Raw genomic sequence first — 20129 nt, 5'->3', positions numbered from 1 at the left:
CCGGGCGCCGTCTATGATTCTCACATGACCGAATCAAAAGCGATGATCCTTGGCTGCAGCGGCCTTGCCCTCACATCCGAAGAAAAGGCCTTTTACCGGGGCGAACGGCCCTGGGGCTTCATCCTCTTCGGGCGCAACATCTCCGAAGCCCGGCAGATCACCGATCTCGTCGCCGATCTGCGCGAAAGCGTCGGCTGGCATGCGCCGGTGCTGATCGACCAGGAAGGCGGCCGCGTCCAGCGCATCCGCCCGCCCATTCTGGCGCGTTATCCTTCCGGCCAGGCGCTCGGCGATCTTTATCGCCGCGAGCCGGCGCTTGGCCTGCGGGCCGCATGGCTGATGTCGCGGCTGCATGCCTTCGACCTTTCGAGCCTCGGCATCGATGTCGATTGCCTGCCGGTGCTCGACGTGCCGGTGGAGGGCAGCAGCAACGTCATCGGCGACCGCGCCTATGGCGGCGATCCCGACACCGTCATCGCCATGGGCCGCGCGGCTGCCGAAGGCCTGAAGGCCGGCGGCCTGTTGCCTGTGATGAAGCATATGCCCGGCCACGGCCGCGGTTTCGCGGATTCACATCTGGAACTGCCTGTCGTCACCGTCTCGCGTGATGAGCTGGAGACCCACGATTTCCCGCCCTTTATCGCGATGAAGGACGAGTTGATGGCGATGACCTGTCACCTCGTCTTCACTGCCATCGACCCGGACAATCCGGCGACGACCTCGCGCAAGGTGATCGACGGCATCATCCGTCAGCATATCGGCTTTACCGGTCTGCTGCTCTCCGACGACAGCTCGATGAACGCTCTTTCCGGTACGATCGGTGAGCGCGCGGCGAATATCATTGCAGGCGGATGCGATATCGTGCTGCATTGCAATGGCGATATGGACGAGATGCGGGATGTCGTGGCAAATGTTCCGCCGCTCGCCGGCATCTCGCTTGCCCGCGCAAAAGCGGTGGAAGCAGGCTTCGCGGCGCCGGATAGGTCCGACGAAGCGGAATTGAGGGTGGAATTCGAGGCGATGTTTGCGACGGTCTGATCGTAAGGGAGCAGCTAGGTGAGCACGGTCAAGGGCACGGAACGTCCGCAGGCGGCAACGCCGATGGACAAGCTGTGGCAGGATAACGGTGCCGAGCGCGCCAGCCACGAGCCAGCGCTGGTGATTGACGTCGCCGGCTTCGAAGGCCCGCTCGACCTCTTGCTCTATCTCGCCCGCAACCAGAAGGTCGACCTGTCGCGCATCTCGGTGCTGGCGCTTGCCGAGCAATATCTGCTCTTCATCGAAAGCGCCCGGCGGATCCGCATCGAGTTGGCCGCCGATTATCTCGTCATGGCCGCCTGGCTTGCCTATCTCAAGTCACGGTTGCTCATTCCCCAGCAGGTCAAGGATGACGGTCCTTCGGGCGAGGAACTGGCGGCAACGCTCGCCTTCCGCCTGAAACGCCTGGAAGCCATGCGCCGGGCGGCGGAGGGCCTCGTCAATCGCAACCGTCTCGGCCGCGATATCTTCGTGCGTGGCGCCCCCGAGCATATTCCCGACCGTCAGCAATCCGCTTATGCGGCAAGCCTCTACGATCTCCTGACCGCCTATGCGGCGCTGCGGCAGCGCAATGCCGTCACCCAGGTGACGATCGAGCGGCGCAGTGTCTGGTCGCTGACCGATGCCCGCGAGCTGTTGACCCAGATGATCGGCGAGATCGGTGACTGGACGGCGATGGAGCATTACCTGCTGCGTTATCTCGCAGCACCCGAGGAACGCGTCACGGCAATCGCCAGCGCCTTTGCCGCCTCGCTGGAGCTGGTGCGTGAGGGCAAGCTCGAAATCCGTCAGGATGGCGCCTTTCAGCCGATATACATGCGCCGCGGTCCGAAACATGCCACGCTGCAGGTGGTGGAGCAGGAGCAGCCGGCTTGATCGATCCGAAGAGCGAAGAGGATTTCGAAGGCGATTTCGACGACAGGAGCCGCGAACTGCAGGCCGAGATCGAGGCCGAGCGCATCGCCGAGGCGCTGGTCTTCGCCTCGTCGCAGCCGGTCTCCGAAGGCTTCCTCGCCGAGCGCCTGCCTGAGAAGACCGACGTGCGCGCCATCATGCTGCGCCTGAAGGAGCAGTATGCGCCGCGGGGCGTCAATCTGGTCCAGGTCGAGGGCGCCTGGGCCTTCCGCACTGCCGCCGACCTGTCATTCATCATCCGCCGTGATGACAATGAGGTGAAGAAGCTTTCGCGCGCAGCATTGGAAGTGCTGGCGATCATTGCCTATCACCAGCCGGTGACGCGCGCCGAGATCGAGGATATCCGTGGCGTCCAGACCTCGCGCGGCACGCTCGACGTGTTGATGGAGGCCGGCTGGGTGCGGTTCCGCGGCCGCCGGCGCACGCCGGGCCGGCCGGTGACATTGGGCACGACACGCGATTTCCTCGACCATTTCGGTCTCGAAGAGCTGCGTGACTTGCCGGGTCTCGAAGAGTTGAAGGGAGCGGGCTTGCTGTCGGGCCGCATTCCGGCGAATTTCAATATTCCCTCGCCGTTGATGAACGACGAACTGACCGAGGACGAAGACCCGATCACCCAGATGGACCTCGAGGAATTGGGGTTGTTGGCGCCGCGCGGCACCTCTGAAGATTGAGGGGTTTGCGTCTTGCTTTTGCCATGCATGGCGAAAACAATAGAACCAGCACTTTTCGGCGGGTCAATGGCTTGTCACAAAGGGCGATACCGTGACATTAAGCGCAGTTCAAAGGGCTTGATGTTGGAAACGGTGTCGGAAATCCTTACATCGTGGGAACATAGAAACAGGGAGTTAGCGTAATGGGTTCTTTTAGCATGTGGCACTGGCTGATCGTTCTGGTCATCGTGCTGTTGTTGTTCGGTCGCGGCAAGATTCCGGAACTGATGGGCGACGTTGCCAAGGGCATCAAGAGCTTCAAGAAGGGCATGACGGACGAGGACGCGCCGGATACGGCAAAGACCGTCGATCACAAGGCCGACGAAACGAAGTAACCAAGTCCGGGAAAAAGCGCAGCCCCCGCGCTTCCCGTCCAGGAGCCTTGCATGTTCGATATTGGCTGGACCGAGCTTTTGGTCATTGCGGTCGTACTGATCGTGGTGGTCGGTCCCAAGGATTTGCCGCCGATGCTGCGCGCTTTCGGCAAGATGACGCAGCGCGCCCGTAAGGTCGCGGGTGAATTTCGTGCGCAGTTCGACGAAGCGTTGCGCGAAGCCGAGCTTGACGATGTCCGCCAGACGATCAGCGACGCCCAGAAGCTCAACCCGGTCAACAGCCTGCGCGAGGCGATGAACCCGCTTCGCCAGATGGGCAACGAGATCAAGGCCGACCTGCAGAAGTCGACCGTGGTCACGGAAAACAAGACCGAGGTGCCGGCTGCTGCTGTCTCGGCTCCGACGCCGTCGATGAGCCTGCCGGAAACGCCGCCGCTGGTACCCGCGCCTGCGCAGCCTGAACCCGTCGCAGCAGCGATCGTCCAGGCCGATACGGTTGCCGCCAAGCCGAAACCCGTGCGCAAGCCGCGCCTCAAGGCTACCGACAAGGTCGATGCTGCGGCGGCCGTTGCCGTGCCCGTGGAAAAACCGAAGCGCACGACGGCAGTCAGGAAGCCTGCAACGCCGAAGAAGCCGGCGCAGACGAAGAAGGACGAGGCATGAGCGGTGATATCGAAGACAAGCCGCAGCCGCTGATCGAGCACCTGATGGAGCTGCGCACGCGGCTGATCTGGTCGATCGGCGCGTTTTTCGTCGCCTTCATCGCATGCTTCTTTTTTGCCAAGCATCTCTTCAATTATCTGGTCATTCCCTACAAGACGGCCGTGGTGTGGGCGCATCTCGATGTCGAGAAGGCGCAGCTCATCTACACCGCGCCGCAGGAATTCTTCTTTACCCAGGTCAAGGTGGCGATGTTCGGCGGCCTGGTGGTCGCTTTTCCGATCATTGCCGCCCAGGTTTACAAGTTCGTGGCGCCGGGCCTCTACAAGAACGAACGTCAGGCCTTCCTGCCGTTCCTGATCGCTTCGCCGGTCCTGTTCCTGATGGGCGCTGCTCTCGTCTATTTCTTCTTCACGCCGATGGTCATGTGGTTCTTCCTGTCGATGCAGCAGGCGCCGGGTCATGACGAGGTGGCGATCTCGCTGATGCCGAAGGTCTCGGAATATCTGAGCCTCATCATGACGCTGGTCTTCTCCTTCGGCCTTGTCTTCCAGCTTCCCGTCGTCACCACGCTGCTTGCCCGTGTCGGCCTGCTGACGTCGCAATGGCTTGCCGAAAAGCGCAAGTTCGCCATCGTCCTCGCCTTCGTCGTTGCCGCCGTGCTGACGCCGCCGGACCCGATGTCTCAGATCGGCCTTGCGATACCGACGATCCTTCTCTACGAGATTTCCATCTATGCGGCGCGACTCGTGGAGCGCCAGCGTGCCCGGCAGGCGGTCGAAAAGGACACCGGATCCGCGGACGTTGCCAAGACGGACAGCGTCTGAGCGGCGATCCCAATCCCCCTTTGTGAGCGCCGCTTAACATCCGGTCGAGGCCCGATCAGGCTTTGGCCGGGGTCATCTCTGTTGCAACGACCTGGAACGACGATGCTCGATATCAAATGGATCCGTGAGAATCCCGAAGCGCTCGATGCCGCCCTTGCCAAGCGCGGGGCGGAGCCTCTGGCCCAAAGTCTCGTTGCCCTCGATGAAAAGCGCCGCTCCGCCGTGCAGAAGGCGCAAGACTTGCTGTCTCGCCGCAACATCGCCTCCAAGGAGATTGGCGCGGCGATGGCTCAGAAGAACGGCGAGCTCGCCGAGAAGCTGAAGGCCGAGGTCGCAGAATTGAAGACCCTGCTGCCGGCGGTCGAGGAAGAAGACCGGCAGCTGACGGCCGAACTGAACGACGCACTCTCGCGCATCCCGAACATCCCCTTCGACGACGTCCCGGTCGGCAGGGACGAGCATGACAATGTCGTCACCCGCACCGTCGGCGAAAAGCCGCGCTGGAACCACGCGCCGAAGGAACACTTCGAAATCGGCGAGGCGCTCGGCTATATGGATTTCGAGCGCGCCGCCAAGCTCTCCGGTTCGCGCTTCACGGTTCTAACCGGGCCGCTCGCCAAGCTCGAGCGCGCGCTCGGCCAGTTCATGATCGATCTCCACACCAGCGAGCACGGCTATACCGAAGTCAGCTCGCCCCTGATGGTGCGCGACGAGGCCGTCTATGGCACTGCCCAACTGCCGAAATTCGCCGAGGATCTCTTCAGGACGACGGACGGCCGCTGGCTGATCCCGACGGCCGAAGTGACGCTCACCAATCTGGTGCGCGAAGAAATCCTCGATCAGGACAAGCTGCCGCTCCGCTTCACCGCATTGACGCCGTCTTTCCGCTCGGAAGCGGGATCCGCCGGCCGCGATACGCGTGGCATGCTGCGCCAGCACCAGTTCTGGAAATGCGAACTCGTCTCGATCACCGACGCCGAGAGCGCCGTTGCCGAGCACGAACGGATGACCGCCTGCGCCGAGGAGGTGCTGAAACGCCTCGGCCTGCATTTCCGCACCATGACGCTTTGCACCGGCGACATGGGCTTCGGTTCGCGCAAGACTTACGACCTCGAAGTCTGGCTGCCGGGACAGAATGCCTTCCGCGAAATTTCCTCCTGCTCGGTCTGCGGTGATTTTCAGGGCCGGCGGATGAATGCGCGCTACCGCGGCAAGGATGACAAGAACAACAGGTTCGTCCACACGCTGAACGGTTCCGGCACCGCCGTCGGTCGCTGCCTGATCGCTGTCCTTGAAAATTATCTGAACGAGGACGGCTCCGTCACGATTCCGGACGTTTTGCTCCCCTATATGGGCGGATTGACCAAGATCGAACGGGCGGCCTGAGGCGATGCGCATCCTGCTTACGAATGACGACGGCATTCACGCCGAAGGGCTCGCCGCCCTGGAGCGGATCGCGCGCACGCTGTCCGACGATGTCTGGATCGTTGCGCCCGAAACCGACCAGAGCGGCCTGGCCCATTCGCTGAGCCTGTCTGAACCGTTGCGGCTGCGCAAGATTTCCGACAAGCATTTCGCGCTGCGCGGCACGCCGACCGATTGCGTCATCATGGGCATCCGGCAGGTGATGGACATCAAGCCGGATCTCGTGCTGTCAGGCGTCAATTCAGGTTCGAACGTTGCCGACGACGTCACCTATTCCGGCACGATCGCCGGCGCCATCGAGGGCACGATGCAGGGCGTGCGCTCCTTCGCGCTGAGCCAGGCCTATCTCTATGAGGACGGCGCGCGCATCGTGCCGTGGGAGGTCTGCGAAACGCATGCCCCAGCGCTCCTGGAAAAGCTGATGGTGCTGGACCTGCCGGAGGGCACGTTCCTCAATCTCAATTTCCCGAACTGCCGTCCCGACGAGGTCGATGGCGCGGAGGTGACCATGCAGGGCAAGCTCGCCTTCAACCTGCAGGTCGACGCGCGCTCCGATGGCCGGGGCTTTCCCTACTACTGGCTGAAGTTCGGCGAACGCGCCGGCGCCTTCATCGAAGGCACCGATATTCACGCCTTGAAGCATAATAAGATCTCGGTAACGCCTTTGAAACTTGATCTGACCGATTATTCCGTGACGGACCGCGTGGCGCGGGCCTTGGGATACGGAGCACAAGTTTGACGGCTAAACTGGCGGAGAAGGAGGGCTTTGCGGCGCTCGTCCTCAGATTGCGTGCCGAAGGCATCTCCGACCTCGATCTGCTGACGGCGGTCGAGCAGACGCAGCGGTCACTGTTCGTGCCGCCGCAATTCGCCGACGACGCCTATTCGAGCCGGACGATACCGATCGAATGCGGCTCCTTCCTCGAAGGCATCGATTTTGCCGTCCGCATCCTGCATCACCTGAAGCTCAAACCAGGACAGCGCGTTCTGGAGATCGGCACCGGCAGCGGCTTTACCGCCGCCGTCATGGGCCGCATGGCCGAGCGTGTTCTGTCCATCGACCGCTACAAGACGCTGACCACGGCAGCGCAGCGACGCATGGAATCGCTTGGTCTGCGCAGCGTCATCGTTCGCCATGCCGACGGAAGCGCCGGCATGCAGGGAGAGGGAACTTTCGACCGCATCCTGGTGACGGCCGCCTTCAATGCCATGCCGCGCTTTTATACCGACCAGCTCGTTTCCGGCGGTTCGATGATCGCGCCACTGATGATTTCAGAAAACGAGTGCCGCATGGTGCGGCTGACGAAAACCGGCAGCCGTTTCGAACGCGAGGAACTGTTCGAAGCTCCCTATCTGCCGATCGTTCCGCGGCTTGCCTCGCTGCTGTAGGGCCTGGCTGCCGCAGGCATAAATGTTTTTCGGCCGGATCGGCCTGAAATCTGAATATGCATCACAATCAGAAAAGCGCTCGAAGTTTTGGGCATCATGCTCTGCGCACTGCGATTTTTTACCCCTAAGCCTATGGTTATCAACTTCTCAAAAATATCGCACTGATTCCAGCATCTTAACCGCGTGGTAATACTAACGCGTTTTAATAGACTCACAAATGGTTGCGTTCTCAGTGGGTCGAGTCATGCGTTTCAGTCTTTCGCCAAAGTTCGGGAAGTCGGCCGGTAATCTTCTGGTTGTTGGCCTGCTGGCAAGTGCCGCAACGGGCTGCAGTTCCGATGTGACACGGTTTGGCGGCTTGTTTTCCTCCTCAGGGCAGGATCAGATCACCACAAGTTCCATTCCGCGCAGGAATATGAACGGTTCTCAGGGTGATCCGGTGCCGCGTGCCGATCTCGGCGGTTCGGCCGTTGCGAGCCAGCAGGGCTATGGCGGCGGCAATGACGCGCTGAATCAGCCTTATCCCGCCCGCCCAAGTTACGATCCGATCCGCGCGTCGAGCTCGAGCGCGCGTCTGGCTTCCGCGCCGGTCTCGGTACAGCGGACAGAACTTGCCGCACCGTCGGCTGTGGCGCCATCCCGCCAGCGGGAAAAGGAAGTTGCGCTCGCCCAGCCTTTCCCGGCTACGCCGCAGGCTGAAAAGCCGCGGTTGGTGGCGCCGGCGGCACCCAAGGTGACGCCCGATTCTTTGACGACAGGCACGACGCCGAGGGTTTCCGGCTGGTCCGCAACCAATGCCCCTTCGGTGACGCTGCGTCCGGGTGAAAACATTGCCACGCTCTCCAGGCGCTTCGGTGTTCCGGAAAAGGAAATCCTTCGCGTCAACAATCTGAAGACCGCATCTGCCGCCCAACCCGGCCAGGCGATCCTGATCCCGACCTTCAACGGCGGCAATGCCGCCAAGGCGGCATCGCAGACGGCCGATCTCTCCAAGCCCGGCAAGCTGCCGGAGCCGGTCAAGGCGCCGGAGCAGAATGTCGCTGTCGTTCCAGGCGCCAATTCCGCCCGCGACAAGACCATGGCGAACGCCGATGTCACCGGCAAGCTTCCGGTCGGCGCCGGCAAGGATCCGAAAGCGCCCGCCGGCACCTATGTCGTCAAGCAAGGCGATTCGCTGGCAAAGATCGCCAAGGCGACCGGTACCAATGTCGACGATCTCAAGGTCGCCAATAGTCTTTCGGCTAGCTCGCTGCGCGTCGGTCAAGCCCTGAAGATCCCGAACGGCACCGCCGACAACATCAAGACCGCCTCGATCCCGGCCGAGAAGGTCGATCCGAAGCCGACCCAGCCGGCTGCCGCCCAGCAGACGGCTTCCGTTCAGCCCGCGCCCTACAAGGCGCCGGCTGCCACCCAGACCGTCGACGATGTCGAGAAGAAGTCGGACGTCAGCTCCGACGCGCCGGAATCGACCGGCATCGGCAAATATCGCTGGCCGGTGCGCGGCCAGGTCATTGCTTCATACGGCGCCAACGTCAACGGCAACCGCAATGACGGCATCGATATTTCGGTACCGCAGGGCACGCCGATCAAGGCTGCCGAAAACGGCGTCGTCATCTATGCCGGCAACGGCCTGAAGGAACTCGGCAACACGGTTCTCGTCCGTCACGACGACGGCACCGTCACCGTCTACGGCAACGCCGATACGCTGAGCGTCACTCGCGGCCAGAAGATCCAGCGCGGCCAGACCGTCGCGGTCTCCGGAATGAGCGGCGACGTCAAGCAGCCGCAGGTCCATTTCGAGGTGCGCAAGGACGCGTCCCCGGTCAACCCGATGACTTTCCTGGAATAGGTACAGCGTACCAGGAAGCGCAAAAGCCCGGCCACCCGCCGGGCTTTTGTTTTTTGGCATGTCGTCCGAACTGCGCCTGATGCTAGGCGATTTAGGCTCTGTCGATGTGAACGCGCATGCGCCCGGCCAGATCCTGGATATACTGCCAGGCGACACGGCCGGAGCGCGCGCCGCGGGTCGTCGCCCATTCCAGCGCCTCCGCATGCATCTTGCTGCGGTCGAGCCCGAGCTTGAAGTGATCGGCATAGCCGTCGATCATGCCGAGATAATCCTCCTGGCTGCATTTATGGAAGCCGAGCCAGAGGCCGAAGCGGTCGGAAAGCGAAACCTTCTCCTCGACCGCCTCCGACGGATTGATCGCCGTCGACTGCTCGTTTTCCATCATGTGCCGCGGCAGAAGATGGCGCCGGTTGGAGGTGGCGTAGAAGAGCACATTGTCCGGTCGTCCTTCGACGCCGCCGTCGAGCGCTGCCTTCAGCGACTTGTAGGCGGTGTCGTCGTGATCGAAAGAGAGATCGTCGCAGAAGACGATCACGCGGTGCGGTGTGTCCTTCAACAGGTCGAGCAGGTTGGGAAGGCTGGCGATATCCTCGCGATGGACTTCGACCAGCTTCAGCGAGACGCCGCTTTCGCGCCTGACATCCTCGTGCACGGCCTTGACCAGCGAGGATTTGCCCATGCCGCGCGCGCCCCAGAGCAGCACATTGTTGGCGGCATAACCGTCGGCGAAACGCACCGTATTCTCATGCAGGATGTCGCGCACGTGATCGACGCCGCGGATGAGCTTCAATGCCACCCGGTTCGGTCGCTTGACCGGCTGCAGATGCTGGCGCGATGGTGCCCAGACGAAACAGTCGGCGGCATCCCAGTCGTTGAGGGTAGGCGCCGGTCCGGCAAGACGCTCGACGGCGTCTGCGAGCCGTCTCAGTTCGGCAAGCAGGGCTGTGTTGATTTCCTCGGTCATCGGTGGCCTCCTGATTTCTCACTGCGGCAATCTGCTTTGATCTTTGGATGCCGGGTACCATGGCGTTTTGACGGCGGAAAGGTTATGAGGCAGCGGAATCGGTACTGTTTCCGGCTGTTTCTGTTGCATTCATCGAAGCGGTAACTATAGTCCGGCAACCTGAAAAGAGAGGCGGAGTTCCGCCGCCCAAGCCTGAGGAGTTTAGCATGTTCATCACCCCGGCATTCGCCCAGAGCGCGACCGATACCGCAACGGGATTCGGCGGCTCCGGTTTCGAAATGATCATCCTGTTCGTGCCGCTGATGGTCGTCTGGTACTTCCTGCTGATCCGTCCGCAGCGCGCACAGGCAAAAAAGCGTGAGGAGACCCTGAAGGCGATCCGTCGCGGCGACCAGGTCGTCACCGGTGGCGGTCTCGTCGGTAAGGTCACCAAGGTCATCGACGACAAGGAAGTTGAAGTCGAGATCGCTGAAGGCGTTCGCGTGCGTATCGTCCGCAGCGGCATTTCGGACGTCCGCGTCAAGGGTGAACCAGTCAAGGCCGACGCAGCGTAACAAGCGATAACGGCAGGACCGCCGGATCGGAAGATCGTCGAGAGAATGTTGCATTTTTCCCGCTGGAAAACACTTCTGATTTGGCTGGTCGCGTTTGCGGCCATCGTCATCGCTGCGCCCAATTTGCTGACCGAGGCGCAGCGTTCCTCTCTGCCGGACTGGTTGCGCCACGACCGCATGACGCTCGGCCTCGACCTGCAGGGCGGTTCGCATATCGTTCTGAAGGTCGAGCGTTCCGATATCGTCAAGGACCGCCTGGAGCAGGCGGTCGCCAATGTGCGCAACGCGCTGCGCGGCGCCGGCATCCGCTACACCGGGCTGACCGGCAATGACCAGACCGTCACCGTCCGGATCACCGATCCGGCCCAGACACAGGCGGCGGTCGATCTCCTCAAGCCTTTGACGACGGCTGCGGGACGTTCAGGACCAGAGATCGCGCTGCAGCAGGGCGGGGAGGGGCAACTTTCGCTGCAGATTTCCGACGCCGGCATTACCGCCGACGTCGCCTCGGCCCGGACCCGGTCGCTCGATATCGTAGGCCGCCGCATCGCCGGATTCGGCTATGACAATTTCCTCGTTCGCCCCGATGGCGCCGATCGAATTGTCGTCCAGGTGCTGGGCTCGCTCGATGCGGAGCGGCTGAAAAACATCCTGAACCAGCCGGCCAAGCTTTCCTTTCATCTGATCGATGAAAGCATGTCGGGGCAGGAAGCGCTGAACGGCCGTTGGCCGGCCACATCGCAGGTGCTCTATTCGCTGGACGATCCGCCGGTACCTTATCTCGTCGACCGCACCGCCTTCGTCACCGGCAGCAACATGGTCGATATCGAGCCTGTCGTCGACCCGCAGACGCAGGATACCTCGATCACCTACCGTCTCGACGCCGAGGGCACGCAGCGGCTGGCGCAGGCGACCGGGCAGAATATCGGCAAGCACCTTGCCATCGTTTTCGATGACCAGGTAATGTCGTCACCGGTCATCGATGCGGCGATCACCGGCGGTGAGGGCCGGATTTCGGCAAACTTCTCCGAGGATGGCGTCCGCGACCTTGCCATCATGCTGCGCGGCGGCGCCTTGCCGGCGACGCTGACGAGCGTTGAGGAGCGTAGCGTCAGCCCGACATTCGGCGCCGATTCCATCTTCAGCGGCCTTATTGCCGGCCTCGTCGCCGTTGTGCTCGTCGCAGCGCTGATGATCGCGCTTTACCGTATTCTCGGCGTCATCGCCGTCGTCTCGCTCTTCTTCAACCTGATCCTCATCGTCGCGGTGCTCAGCCTTGCCGGCGCGACGCTCACCTTGCCGGGCATTGCCGGCATCGTGCTCATCGTCGGCATGGCCGTCGACTCGAACGTGCTGATCTACGAGCGCATCCGGGAAGAAGAGAAAACCACCCATTCCTTTGCGGAGGCCGTCGGCCGGGGTTTCTCGCGCGCATTCGCAACGATCGTCGACGCGAATGTCACGATCTTCATCGCCGCCATTATCCTCTTCTTCCTCGGCAGCGAAACCATCCGCGGTTTCGCGGTGACGCTGGCGGTCGGCATCCTGACGACCGTCTTCACGGCTTTCACGCTGACGCGCTCGATCGTCGGCGCCTGGCTGAGACGGCGCCATCCCCGGCATCTGCCGAAGAGTGTCCTGACCCATCTTTTCGAGCATGCCAATATTCGTTTCATGGGGATCCGCCGTTATGTCTTCACGGCCTCGGCGGTTATTTCGCTGATCGCCATGGCCGCTTTTGCCACCGTCGGTCTGCATCTCGGCATCGATTTCACCGGCGGCTCGCTGATCGAGGTAACGGCGAAGCAGGGCAATGCCGACATCGCCGATCTCAGCTCGCGTCTGAATGATCTCAATCTTGGCGATATCAGTGTCGAGCGTACCGGCGGCCCGGCGAACGCGCGGATCCGCATCGCTTCCCAGGGCGGCGGCGAGAATGCCGAACAGTCGGCGGCGACGCTGGTGCGCGGCGAGCTCCAGGAGGATTATGATTTCCGCCGAGTCGAGGTCGTCGGCCCCGCCATCTCGGGCGAATTGACGATGATGGCGACGCTCGGCGTGCTGGCAGCGCTGGCGGCGATCCTGATCTACATCTGGATCCGCTTCGAATGGCAGTTCGCAGTCGGCGCCATCGTCGCAACGCTGCACGACGTCATCATCATGCTCGGTCTTTTCGTCCTCACCGGCATCGAGTTCAATCTGACGAGCATCGCCGCGGTCCTGACCATCGTCGGTTATTCCCTGAACGACACGGTCGTGGTCTATGACCGCATGCGCGAGAATCTCAAGCGATACAAGAAGATGCCGCTGCCGATCCTGATCGATGCCTCGATCAACCAGACGCTGTCGCGCACCGTTCTGACCGCGGCGACGACGCTGCTCGCCTTGCTCGCACTCTATCTCTTCGGGGGCGACGTCATCCGCTCCTTCACCTTTACGATGCTCTTCGGCGTCGCTCTCGGCACTTTCTCTTCGATCTATATCGCCGCTCCTGTATTGATCGTCTTCCGGCTGCGGCCGGAGGCTCCCGACGGGGAAGAGAGCAACAAGACGGATGCTGGTGTAAAATCCGGCACGGTGGTTTGAAAACATGGCAAAAGGCATAGAAATCCGCGCTGCGCATTTCCCCGGGCGCGCCCCGATCGACACTTACGGCAATGGCGGTTTCCGTTTTGCCGACATGTCGCATCGCGGCTCGATCCTTTGCCTGCCTTCCGGCATTCATGGCTGGGACATGGATATGTCGAAACCGCTGTCGCCGGAAAATTTCCGCCGTGTGCTGGATGAGGCTAGTGATATCGAAGTTTTGCTCGTCGGCACCGGAACCGAGCTTCGCCGTCTGCCCGAGGAATTGAAGCTGGCGCTGAAATCGCGCGGCATCTCCTCCGATCCGATGAGCACCGGGGCTGCGGTGCGCACCTTCAATATCATGCTCTCGGAGCAGCGCGCCGTCGCCGCGGCATTGATCGCGGTCTGACGATGACGGAAGCGAATAGTACGACGAACCAGGAGATCTGCCTGGCGATGCTGCGTGACAGCGATCGCGACCGCTATCTCGCCTGTCTGCTGTCGCCGGAGGAAAAGCGCGGCGCGCTTGCAGCTCTCTATGTCTTTAATGCCGAGCTTGCCCGCGTCCGCGATCTCGTGCGCGAGCTGTTGCCTGGCGAAGTCAGGCTGCAATATTGGCACGATCTGCTGGAAGGCAGCGCACATGGCTCGACGGCGGCCAATCCCGTCGCCTCTGCACTTCTGGCCGCGATCGAAACGCACCGTTTGCCGCGCAAGACGCTGATCGACATGATCGAGGCCCGCACTTTCGATCTCTATGACGATCCGATGGAGACCCGTCTCTCGCTTGAAGGTTACGCCGGCGAGACGGCATCCGCCCTGATCCAGCTGGCAAGCCTCGTGCTTTCGCCTGAGGAGGCCGCACGATCGGCCGACGCTGCCGGCCATGCCGGCGTTGCCCAGGCCGTCGCCGGGCTATTGCTGCTGATGCCGCTGCATCGCCGCCGCGGCCAGGTCTATATTCCGCTGCAGATCCTGTCGGCAACCGGTCTCGACCGCGATACCTTCCTTGCCGGCGACGACAGGGCGCGCATCTCCGCCGCCATCGAGGCTTTTGCCGGTCTTGGTCGCGAACATCTGGCGAAGGCGAGAGCGGCAGGGCCGATTGCGGCAGCCGTGTTTCCAGCCTTCCTGCCGACGGTGCTCGCCGAACCGGTGCTCGTCAAGGCGCAAAAACGCGGCGCCTCGCTGTTCGACCATCCGCTGCAGCCGCCGCAATGGCGCCGCCAGCTGCGGATGGGGCTGGCTGCGGCACGCCGGAAAATCTGACATCGGTCAAATTCGCGCAAGTCTCGCGCGGTACAACACTTCCACCGCTACCCTTTGATCGGAGACTCGGCGTGGGCATTATCGTCTGGTGCGTTCTTTTCGCCATCGTTGTTTTCTTTGCTTTTGTGGCCACACGCATGGCCGCGCAGAACAAGGAAGATGGCCTGCATGACACGGGCCTCGCCATCATCGAGTTCGGCCGCGCCTTTCCGACCGAGGCGATCCGCCAGTTGCAGGCGACGGAAAACGGCCAGGCAATCTTCGTACGCCTGCACGATAACAAGGCGGGCTTCATGCGCAACATGTCGCGCCACTTCGCCTGCCATCTGATCGAGCCGGGCCGCGTGCGTGTCGTCGGTTCGGAAACGGGCAGGGGACTGATGGTCGACTTCCTCGATGCGCCCCATCACAATGGTGATTTTGAATTCGCTTCCGCCAAGGAGGCTTCCGAAGTGTCGCTCTGGCTGCTCGGCAATTATATTGCCGAGCCGGATAAGGACCTGCCATCCGGCAACCTGCCGGCGGCGAACAAGCAGTAGAAGCGCCGGTCAGGCGCTCTCGGCAAGCGTCAGACTCTGGCCAAGCCAGGCGGCGCAGTCTGCCAGCGCGCGGCGCGCGATCAGTTGCCGCTTCATGATCGTCTTGTCCTTGCCGCGGAAACGCTTGACGCCTTCGGGTTTTACGATCGAACCGGGTTGGAGCTCCGGAAACAGCCCGAAATTGATGTTCATCGGCTGGAACGATCGTTTACCCGGCTCCTCGTCGGTGACGATATGACCACCGGTGATATGGCCGAGCAGCGAGCCGAGCGCCGTCGTCGCCGGCGGCAGCGAGATCGCCTCGCCCTTGCGTTCGGCAGCGGCGAAACGCCCGGCCATCAGTCCGACGCTGGCGCTTTCCACATAACCCTCGCAACCGGTGATCTGACCGGCGAAACGCAGGCCAGGCCGTGATTTCAGCGTCAGCGACGGGTCGAGCAGGGTGGGGGAGTTGATGTAGGTGTTGCGGTGCAGGCCGCCGAGACGGGCAAATTCTGCATTTTGCAGACCCGGGATCATCCGGAAGATGTCCGCCTGTGCGCCATATTTCAGTTTCGTCTGAAAGCCGACCATATTGTAGAGCGTGCCGAGCGCATTGTCCTGCCGCAGCTGCACGACGGCATAGGCCTTGACCGTCGGATTATGCGCGTTCGTCAGCCCCATCGGCTTCATCGGCCCGTGGCGCAGCGTCTCGCGGCCGCGTTCGGCCATCACTTCGATCGGCAGACAGCCGTCGAAATAGGGCGTGCCTTCCCATTCCTTGAAACCGACCGTGTCGCCTGATACCAGCGCGTCGACGAAGGCATTGTACTGCGCCTCGTCCATCGGACAGTTGATGTAATCCTTGCCGGTGCCGCCGGGACCGACCTTGTCGTAGCGCGACTGATACCAGCAGATATCCATGTCGATGCTCTCGCGGTAGACGATCGGCGCGATGGCGTCGAAGAAGGCGAGCGAATCCTCGCCCGTTTCCGCCTGGATAGCGTTTGCGAGCGACGGCGCCGTCAGCGGTCCGGTGGCGACGATGGCGAGATCCCAGTCGCGGGGCGGCAGGCCGGTGATCTCTTCCCGCACGACCGTGATGAGCGGGTGCTCGTGGATTGCCTTGGTCACGGCCTCAGAGAAGCCATCGCGATCGACGGCGAGTGCGCCGCCGGCCGGCACCTGGCATCGATCGGCAGCGGCCATGATCAGCGAGCCCGCCATGCGCATTTCGGCATGGATGACGCCGACGGCATTGCTAGTCGCATCGTCGGAGCGGAAGGAGTTGGAGCAGACGAGTTCGGCCAGGCCGTCGGTCTTGTGCGCATCGGTGCCGCGTACGCCGCGCATTTCATGCAGGATGACGGGAATGCCGGAACTGGCGATCTGCCAGGCGGCTTCCGAACCGGCAAGCCCGCCGCCGACGACGTGGATGGGGGAATAGGAGGAGGTCGTGTTCATCCCGGGCTGATATCATGTCGGCAGGTGCGATCCAACACCCGGAATCAAAAACGGCGCCTGATGGCGCCGTCTTGGAAGCATCGTGCCCGTTATTAACGGAACGAGCGGGATGCGATATTGCGGATGTCGTAGCGGCTGACGCCGATATCGGACAGGGTCTGGTTGGAAAGGCCGCCGAGTTCGTTGAGCGTACGGCGGTAGCTGAGCCAGCTTTTTGCAATGCGGATCGGGTTCATCGTTTTCTTCCTATGTCCGCGGGACGGCGGGATCGCCTGTCTCTCTGCGGTTGGTGTTTATATAGGCGATATCGGTCCTATTGTGCAGTGCAAATAAAAGGCGTCTGCCATGCAATTGTGCAATGTGATGCTCGTAAATTGGGCGGTGAATATTTTTTGAGCGGGCTAAAGAAGCCGGAAAAACATGCAACTCGGCCGCCCGCATGCAGACAAAAGAAAACGCCCGCTGTGGGTACAGCGGGCGTTTTCGATCGAGAACAATCGCGCTTGGGAGGAGCCGCGATCGCCTGGAATTAGCGGGCAGAAGCCTCACGGGCAACGCGATGGATGTCCGAACGGTCGATGCCGAGGTCATGCAATTCGCGGTTGGTCATGCGGCCAAGTTCCGTGACGGTCTGACGATACTTGCGCCAGTTATTGAAAGAGCGAGAGAAGTTCATGTTAAGCCCCTTTCTGAGGTTTTCATCTGCCAGCAGCCACCGATCGGCGCTGACCTCTATTTGATGACTAGAATATATGTTGCGGCGCGAAAGACTAAAATAGCCAAGTTTTCAGATCACCTATGCGGTGTATGCAATGCTCATGGGATGTTTGACGCAGACTTACCGCTTTTTGGTCAATGAATAGGCAGAATGACTCTTAGGCAAGCAAGTCGGTTGAGAGTGCTGAATGGATGCCAATGGAGAAAAACGCTTCTCCCTCCGGCGATTCCGGCCGTCCAACTGATGCAAAGAGCGGTTCCGCTTCGGATCGGAAGCTGCCCATCCGTTCGCAGGGTCGGCGGGGCGGCGTGGCGCCAATGTGGCGCGCGGCGCCAATGTGGCGCGCGGCGCCATGCGACGGAAAAAGCACAGAGCGTCAAGGCTTTAATCGCGCTTCGGCTTAACAAAAACGCCCGCCGGGGGAGGATCCGGCGGGCGTGTTATGGTGCTGGCAACTGGGAGGAGGAGTGTTGCCAGCCTATCGCAGCGCGCTGGGAGGAGGAGTGCGCAGCTGCGAATCTCGTCACGGACAATAGATCCGAGGGCATCCGGCTGAGCCGTGCCAGGGCGCCATCCCCGTGCTTCGACACCTCAAACAAATAGTATGACTAATGATTATTTTGCAGTGCAATAAATTCATGAGTGGTATGCGTAATGCGCATGCCTCTCCGTTCATATGTCTATATTAGCGCTTCTGACGTTAGCGGCCGGTTAACACTCGATACAAGTTAGACCAATGAGGAACTTGTATATTTGCCGCAGGAGCGTTTGCGAACACCTCTGCTGCGTCTATAACGGCGAGAGCCGCAGTGCCGCAGTCGGCGTCGCGGAAATAAGGGGTGGAGCATGTATCGCGGCAGATTGGAGCGGGATCTCTCCCTCTGGGTGGGCAAGGGCCTGCTCGGTCAGGAAACGGCAAGCGCACTTCTCGCCGAATATGACAGCCGCCCGGCAAGTTTCAGCCTCGGCAGGGTGCTGATGGCGCTGGCGGCGGTGCTGCTTGCCGCTGCCATCCTGCTGGTCGTCGCCTCCAACTGGGAGGCCATCCCGCGCCTTGTCCGCGTCGGCGGCATCCTCGCGCTGATCTGGGTGGTGCACATCGCCGCCGCCCGGATGCTTGCCCGCGGTTCGACAGCGGCCGCAAGCGGCTTGCTGGTCATCGGCGCGATGAGTTTCGGCGGCGCCATCTCACTTGTCGGGCAGATGTATCATCTCTCCGGCGACGAGCAGACGGTGATGTATCTCTGGTTCGCCATCGCGACGATCTCGGCAATCCTGTTCCGTTCGGGCGCCGTGACCATCGTCGCCGGCTTCCTCTCCTGGGCGTCGTTCGCCGTCTACCTGCAGAATAACGACACGCATTGGATAGGCTTCGATCCCTGGATGGCGCCCATCATGGCGGCGATCACAATCGCCCTGGTGCGGTATACCGGCGCCGAGCGGGCCCGCCATCTGGCCTATCTGCTTTTGATCGGCTGGCTCGCCTGGCTCTATACTCTCTATGAGGAGATCGCCGTGGCGCTCGCCTTCGCGATCGGCGGCATGGTGGCCTTCGTCCTGACGGCGTTGCCGCTCCCGCGGATCGCCTCCCTGGTCAGGAGCGCCGGTGCGGCCCCGGCCTTCTACAGCTTCCTTGTCGCCGCGATCGGCTTCCTGCTGCTGCATATCGAGATCGAGGACGGCTGGCGGCTGGTGGTGCTTGGCGTGGCGACGCTTGCCGCTTCCGTGCTGGCAATCGCCCTGCATGGCAGGAATAACGGCGCGGTGCGTTATCTCGCCTACACCACCTTTGCCGCCGAGATGCTGTATCTTGCCTCCGTCACCGTCGGCTCGATCCTCGGTACGTCGAGCCTCTTCCTGTTCTCCGGTCTCGTGGTGGCACTTGTCGCGTGGATCGTCATCCGTCTCGAGCGGCGTTTTTCGGCGAATGCACAGTCGGCGAATGGACAGGGGGAGCGCGCATGAGCTCGTTCATGGCAAGGCTGCAATCCGGTAGGGGTTATCTCTTTTCGGCGATCATCGTCGCCGGTCTGCAGACCCTTATCCTCGGCACGATCATCCAGAGCCGGGCGTCTATCCTCAGCAATGGCGCCGAGGTGCTGCTGAAGACGGCGCCCGTCGACCCGCGCGATTTCCTGCGCGGCGATTACGTCGTCTTGAACTACGACATTTCTTCGGTGCCGGTGCAGACGGTTTCCGGTGGCATTCCGGCCGAGCCCGGCGAACGCGTATTATGGGTTCGGTTGAAGAAGCAGGAGGACGGTTTCTGGACGGTGATCGAATCGTCCTTTCATGAACTGTCGCCGCAGCCGGAGACCGTGATCCTGCGCAGCCAGCCATTCTACAGCGGCGGACTTGCCGCCGGCGACAGCATCCGTGTCGAATACGGCATCGAGCGCTATTACGTTCCGGAAGGCGAGGGCAAGCCGATCGAGGAGGCCCGCAATGACGGCAATGTCGCTATATCAGTGCGGGTTTCGCCTGATGGAAGCCCGCAGATTCGCAGCCTTCTCGTTGACGGCAAGCCGGTTTACGACGAGCCGCTTTACTGATCCGGCGGCACTTCTTAGCAGGGCGGCTTCTGAAGCGCAGATCGCTGTCATTGACGGTTCATTTTTCCTTTGCCTCGGCCAAATCGGGTGATATAGAGACGCCGCGCTCCGGAAGGCCTCATGCGCAGGCATAGGCATGCGGTTTTGTGAACGCGGGTATGGTGAAATTGGTAGACACGCCAGATTTAGGTTCTGGTGCCGCAAGGCGTGGGAGTTCAAGTCTCTCTACCCGCACCAAGCTGTTTGCAGGCGGGAGACTGAGAATCGGTTGTTCCAGAACAATTGAAAGTTGTCCCGAATAGCCCGCGAGTGCCGTTCCGTTTTTCGCGGAATGATACGGAATTGGAAAAGCCACGCGCGGCACGCTGCCG

Annotated in this window: 21 protein-coding genes and 1 tRNA gene; 18 read left to right on the top strand and 4 right to left on the bottom strand. The window is 61.7% G+C overall.

Going from position 1 to position 20129, the window contains the following annotated elements; translation table 11 throughout:
• Window positions 1–24: 24 nt before the first annotated feature.
• From nagZ to FHT69_RS08725, 10 genes are all read left to right on the top strand, one after another.
• Window positions 25–1038 (top strand): beta-N-acetylhexosaminidase, encoded by a 1014-nt coding sequence (gene nagZ, locus FHT69_RS08770; RefSeq protein WP_183905232.1) that lies wholly within the window; start codon window positions 25–27, stop codon window positions 1036–1038.
• Between the two features lie 18 nt (window positions 1039–1056).
• Window positions 1057–1914 carry a segregation and condensation protein A gene (locus FHT69_RS08765; RefSeq protein ID WP_047614779.1) on the top strand — a complete coding sequence of 286 codons (858 nt, stop codon included), beginning with the start codon at window positions 1057–1059 and terminating at the stop codon, window positions 1912–1914.
• Window positions 1911–2627, top strand: a complete 717-nt coding sequence (gene scpB, locus FHT69_RS08760) for an SMC-Scp complex subunit ScpB (RefSeq protein ID WP_063475457.1) — start codon at window positions 1911–1913, stop codon at window positions 2625–2627. The genes FHT69_RS08765 and scpB overlap by 4 nt, the downstream gene beginning before the upstream one ends.
• Before the next feature lie 182 nt (window positions 2628–2809).
• Window positions 2810–3001: a twin-arginine translocase TatA/TatE family subunit gene (locus tag FHT69_RS08755; protein ID WP_003538990.1), complete on the top strand. Its 192-nt coding sequence runs from the start codon at window positions 2810–2812 to the stop codon at window positions 2999–3001.
• Window positions 3002–3052: 51 nt separating this feature from the next.
• Window positions 3053–3664 carry a Sec-independent protein translocase protein TatB gene (tatB, locus tag FHT69_RS08750; RefSeq protein WP_183905231.1) on the top strand — a complete coding sequence of 204 codons (612 nt, stop codon included), beginning with the start codon at window positions 3053–3055 and terminating at the stop codon, window positions 3662–3664.
• Window positions 3661–4488, top strand: coding sequence for a twin-arginine translocase subunit TatC (tatC, locus tag FHT69_RS08745; RefSeq protein WP_047614785.1), 828 nt, complete (start codon window positions 3661–3663; stop codon window positions 4486–4488). The genes tatB and tatC overlap by 4 nt, the downstream gene beginning before the upstream one ends.
• Before the next feature lie 102 nt (window positions 4489–4590).
• Window positions 4591–5874 carry a serine--tRNA ligase gene (serS, locus tag FHT69_RS08740; protein WP_063475459.1) on the top strand — a complete coding sequence of 428 codons (1284 nt, stop codon included), beginning with the start codon at window positions 4591–4593 and terminating at the stop codon, window positions 5872–5874.
• 4 nt (window positions 5875–5878) lie between these two features.
• Window positions 5879–6652: a 5'/3'-nucleotidase SurE gene (surE, locus tag FHT69_RS08735; protein ID WP_017964058.1), complete on the top strand. Its 774-nt coding sequence runs from the start codon at window positions 5879–5881 to the stop codon at window positions 6650–6652.
• Window positions 6649–7302: a protein-L-isoaspartate(D-aspartate) O-methyltransferase gene (locus tag FHT69_RS08730; protein WP_047614790.1), complete on the top strand. Its 654-nt coding sequence runs from the start codon at window positions 6649–6651 to the stop codon at window positions 7300–7302. The genes surE and FHT69_RS08730 overlap by 4 nt, the downstream gene beginning before the upstream one ends.
• Window positions 7303–7546: 244 nt before the next feature.
• Window positions 7547–9151 carry a peptidoglycan DD-metalloendopeptidase family protein gene (locus FHT69_RS08725; RefSeq protein ID WP_063475460.1) on the top strand — a complete coding sequence of 535 codons (1605 nt, stop codon included), beginning with the start codon at window positions 7547–7549 and terminating at the stop codon, window positions 9149–9151.
• A 91-nt stretch (window positions 9152–9242) separates the two neighbouring features.
• On the opposite strand, the gene FHT69_RS08720 is transcribed toward FHT69_RS08725, so the two are convergent.
• Window positions 9243–10115: an ATP-binding protein gene (locus FHT69_RS08720; RefSeq protein WP_047614793.1), complete on the bottom strand. Its 873-nt coding sequence runs from the start codon at window positions 10113–10115 to the stop codon at window positions 9243–9245.
• Window positions 10116–10321: 206 nt separating this feature from the next.
• On the opposite strand from FHT69_RS08720, the gene yajC reads away from it, so the two are divergent.
• The 5 genes from yajC to FHT69_RS08695 all read left to right on the top strand — a co-directional run bounded on the left by yajC (window position 10322) and on the right by FHT69_RS08695 (window position 15045).
• On the top strand, window positions 10322–10669 hold the full coding sequence (gene yajC / locus FHT69_RS08715; RefSeq protein ID WP_047614795.1) for a preprotein translocase subunit YajC: 348 nt from the start codon (window positions 10322–10324) through the stop codon (window positions 10667–10669).
• Between the two features lie 45 nt (window positions 10670–10714).
• Complete coding sequence (secDF, locus tag FHT69_RS08710) at window positions 10715–13255, top strand: protein translocase subunit SecDF (RefSeq protein WP_097623109.1); 2541 nt, start codon at window positions 10715–10717, stop codon at window positions 13253–13255.
• Between the two features lie 4 nt (window positions 13256–13259).
• A complete protein-coding gene (locus tag FHT69_RS08705; RefSeq protein ID WP_047614799.1) occupies window positions 13260–13646 on the top strand; it encodes an Mth938-like domain-containing protein in 387 nt (128 codons plus the stop codon).
• Between the two features lie 2 nt (window positions 13647–13648).
• A complete protein-coding gene (locus tag FHT69_RS08700; protein WP_183905230.1) occupies window positions 13649–14506 on the top strand; it encodes a phytoene/squalene synthase family protein in 858 nt (285 codons plus the stop codon).
• A 71-nt stretch (window positions 14507–14577) separates the two neighbouring features.
• Window positions 14578–15045, top strand: coding sequence for a hypothetical protein (locus FHT69_RS08695; protein ID WP_063475463.1), 468 nt, complete (start codon window positions 14578–14580; stop codon window positions 15043–15045).
• Window positions 15046–15054: 9 nt separating this feature from the next.
• On the opposite strand, the gene trmFO is transcribed toward FHT69_RS08695, so the two are convergent.
• The 3 genes from trmFO to FHT69_RS08680 all read right to left on the bottom strand — a co-directional run bounded on the left by trmFO (window position 15055) and on the right by FHT69_RS08680 (window position 17164).
• Complete coding sequence (trmFO, locus tag FHT69_RS08690) at window positions 15055–16488, bottom strand: methylenetetrahydrofolate--tRNA-(uracil(54)-C(5))-methyltransferase (FADH(2)-oxidizing) TrmFO (protein ID WP_183905229.1); 1434 nt, start codon at window positions 16486–16488, stop codon at window positions 15055–15057.
• A 92-nt stretch (window positions 16489–16580) separates the two neighbouring features.
• A complete protein-coding gene (locus FHT69_RS08685; protein ID WP_003573524.1) occupies window positions 16581–16724 on the bottom strand; it encodes a DUF1127 domain-containing protein in 144 nt (47 codons plus the stop codon).
• Between the two features lie 293 nt (window positions 16725–17017).
• Window positions 17018–17164 carry a DUF1127 domain-containing protein gene (locus tag FHT69_RS08680; RefSeq protein WP_003558908.1) on the bottom strand — a complete coding sequence of 49 codons (147 nt, stop codon included), beginning with the start codon at window positions 17162–17164 and terminating at the stop codon, window positions 17018–17020.
• A gap of 888 nt (window positions 17165–18052) precedes the next feature.
• Between FHT69_RS08680 and FHT69_RS08675 the strand changes: the two genes are divergently transcribed.
• From FHT69_RS08675 to FHT69_RS08665, 3 genes are all read left to right on the top strand, one after another.
• Window positions 18053–19171: a DUF2157 domain-containing protein gene (locus tag FHT69_RS08675; protein ID WP_063475465.1), complete on the top strand. Its 1119-nt coding sequence runs from the start codon at window positions 18053–18055 to the stop codon at window positions 19169–19171.
• Window positions 19168–19758: a GDYXXLXY domain-containing protein gene (locus FHT69_RS08670; RefSeq protein ID WP_047615681.1), complete on the top strand. Its 591-nt coding sequence runs from the start codon at window positions 19168–19170 to the stop codon at window positions 19756–19758. The genes FHT69_RS08675 and FHT69_RS08670 overlap by 4 nt, the downstream gene beginning before the upstream one ends.
• Before the next feature lie 152 nt (window positions 19759–19910).
• Window positions 19911–19995, top strand: a tRNA-Leu gene (locus FHT69_RS08665).
• The last annotated feature ends 134 nt before the right edge of the window (window positions 19996–20129 follow it).

Source organism: Rhizobium sp. BK008 (genome assembly GCF_014197345.1).
Lineage (GTDB): Bacteria > Pseudomonadota > Alphaproteobacteria > Rhizobiales > Rhizobiaceae > Rhizobium > Rhizobium anhuiense.
Note: the sequence above shows the minus strand (reverse complement) of the source record. Positions and strands in the feature narration are given on the sequence as shown.

Coding starts and splice junctions, on each gene's coding strand:
- trmFO (WP_183905229.1), bottom strand. CDS start 16,488: ATGAACACGACCTCCTCCTATTCCCCCATCCACGTCGTCGGCGGCGGG.
- nagZ (WP_183905232.1), top strand. CDS start 25: ATGACCGAATCAAAAGCGATGATCCTTGGCTGCAGCGGCCTTGCCCTC.
- FHT69_RS08700 (WP_183905230.1), top strand. CDS start 13,649: ATGACGGAAGCGAATAGTACGACGAACCAGGAGATCTGCCTGGCGATG.
- surE (WP_017964058.1), top strand. CDS start 5,879: ATGCGCATCCTGCTTACGAATGACGACGGCATTCACGCCGAAGGGCTC.
- FHT69_RS08755 (WP_003538990.1), top strand. CDS start 2,810: ATGGGTTCTTTTAGCATGTGGCACTGGCTGATCGTTCTGGTCATCGTG.
- FHT69_RS08725 (WP_063475460.1), top strand. CDS start 7,547: ATGCGTTTCAGTCTTTCGCCAAAGTTCGGGAAGTCGGCCGGTAATCTT.
- tatC (WP_047614785.1), top strand. CDS start 3,661: ATGAGCGGTGATATCGAAGACAAGCCGCAGCCGCTGATCGAGCACCTG.
- serS (WP_063475459.1), top strand. CDS start 4,591: ATGCTCGATATCAAATGGATCCGTGAGAATCCCGAAGCGCTCGATGCC.
- FHT69_RS08670 (WP_047615681.1), top strand. CDS start 19,168: ATGAGCTCGTTCATGGCAAGGCTGCAATCCGGTAGGGGTTATCTCTTT.
- yajC (WP_047614795.1), top strand. CDS start 10,322: ATGTTCATCACCCCGGCATTCGCCCAGAGCGCGACCGATACCGCAACG.
- FHT69_RS08675 (WP_063475465.1), top strand. CDS start 18,053: ATGTATCGCGGCAGATTGGAGCGGGATCTCTCCCTCTGGGTGGGCAAG.
- FHT69_RS08705 (WP_047614799.1), top strand. CDS start 13,260: ATGGCAAAAGGCATAGAAATCCGCGCTGCGCATTTCCCCGGGCGCGCC.
- secDF (WP_097623109.1), top strand. CDS start 10,715: ATGTTGCATTTTTCCCGCTGGAAAACACTTCTGATTTGGCTGGTCGCG.
- FHT69_RS08720 (WP_047614793.1), bottom strand. CDS start 10,115: ATGACCGAGGAAATCAACACAGCCCTGCTTGCCGAACTGAGACGGCTC.
- tatB (WP_183905231.1), top strand. CDS start 3,053: ATGTTCGATATTGGCTGGACCGAGCTTTTGGTCATTGCGGTCGTACTG.
- FHT69_RS08685 (WP_003573524.1), bottom strand. CDS start 16,724: ATGAACCCGATCCGCATTGCAAAAAGCTGGCTCAGCTACCGCCGTACG.
- FHT69_RS08680 (WP_003558908.1), bottom strand. CDS start 17,164: ATGAACTTCTCTCGCTCTTTCAATAACTGGCGCAAGTATCGTCAGACC.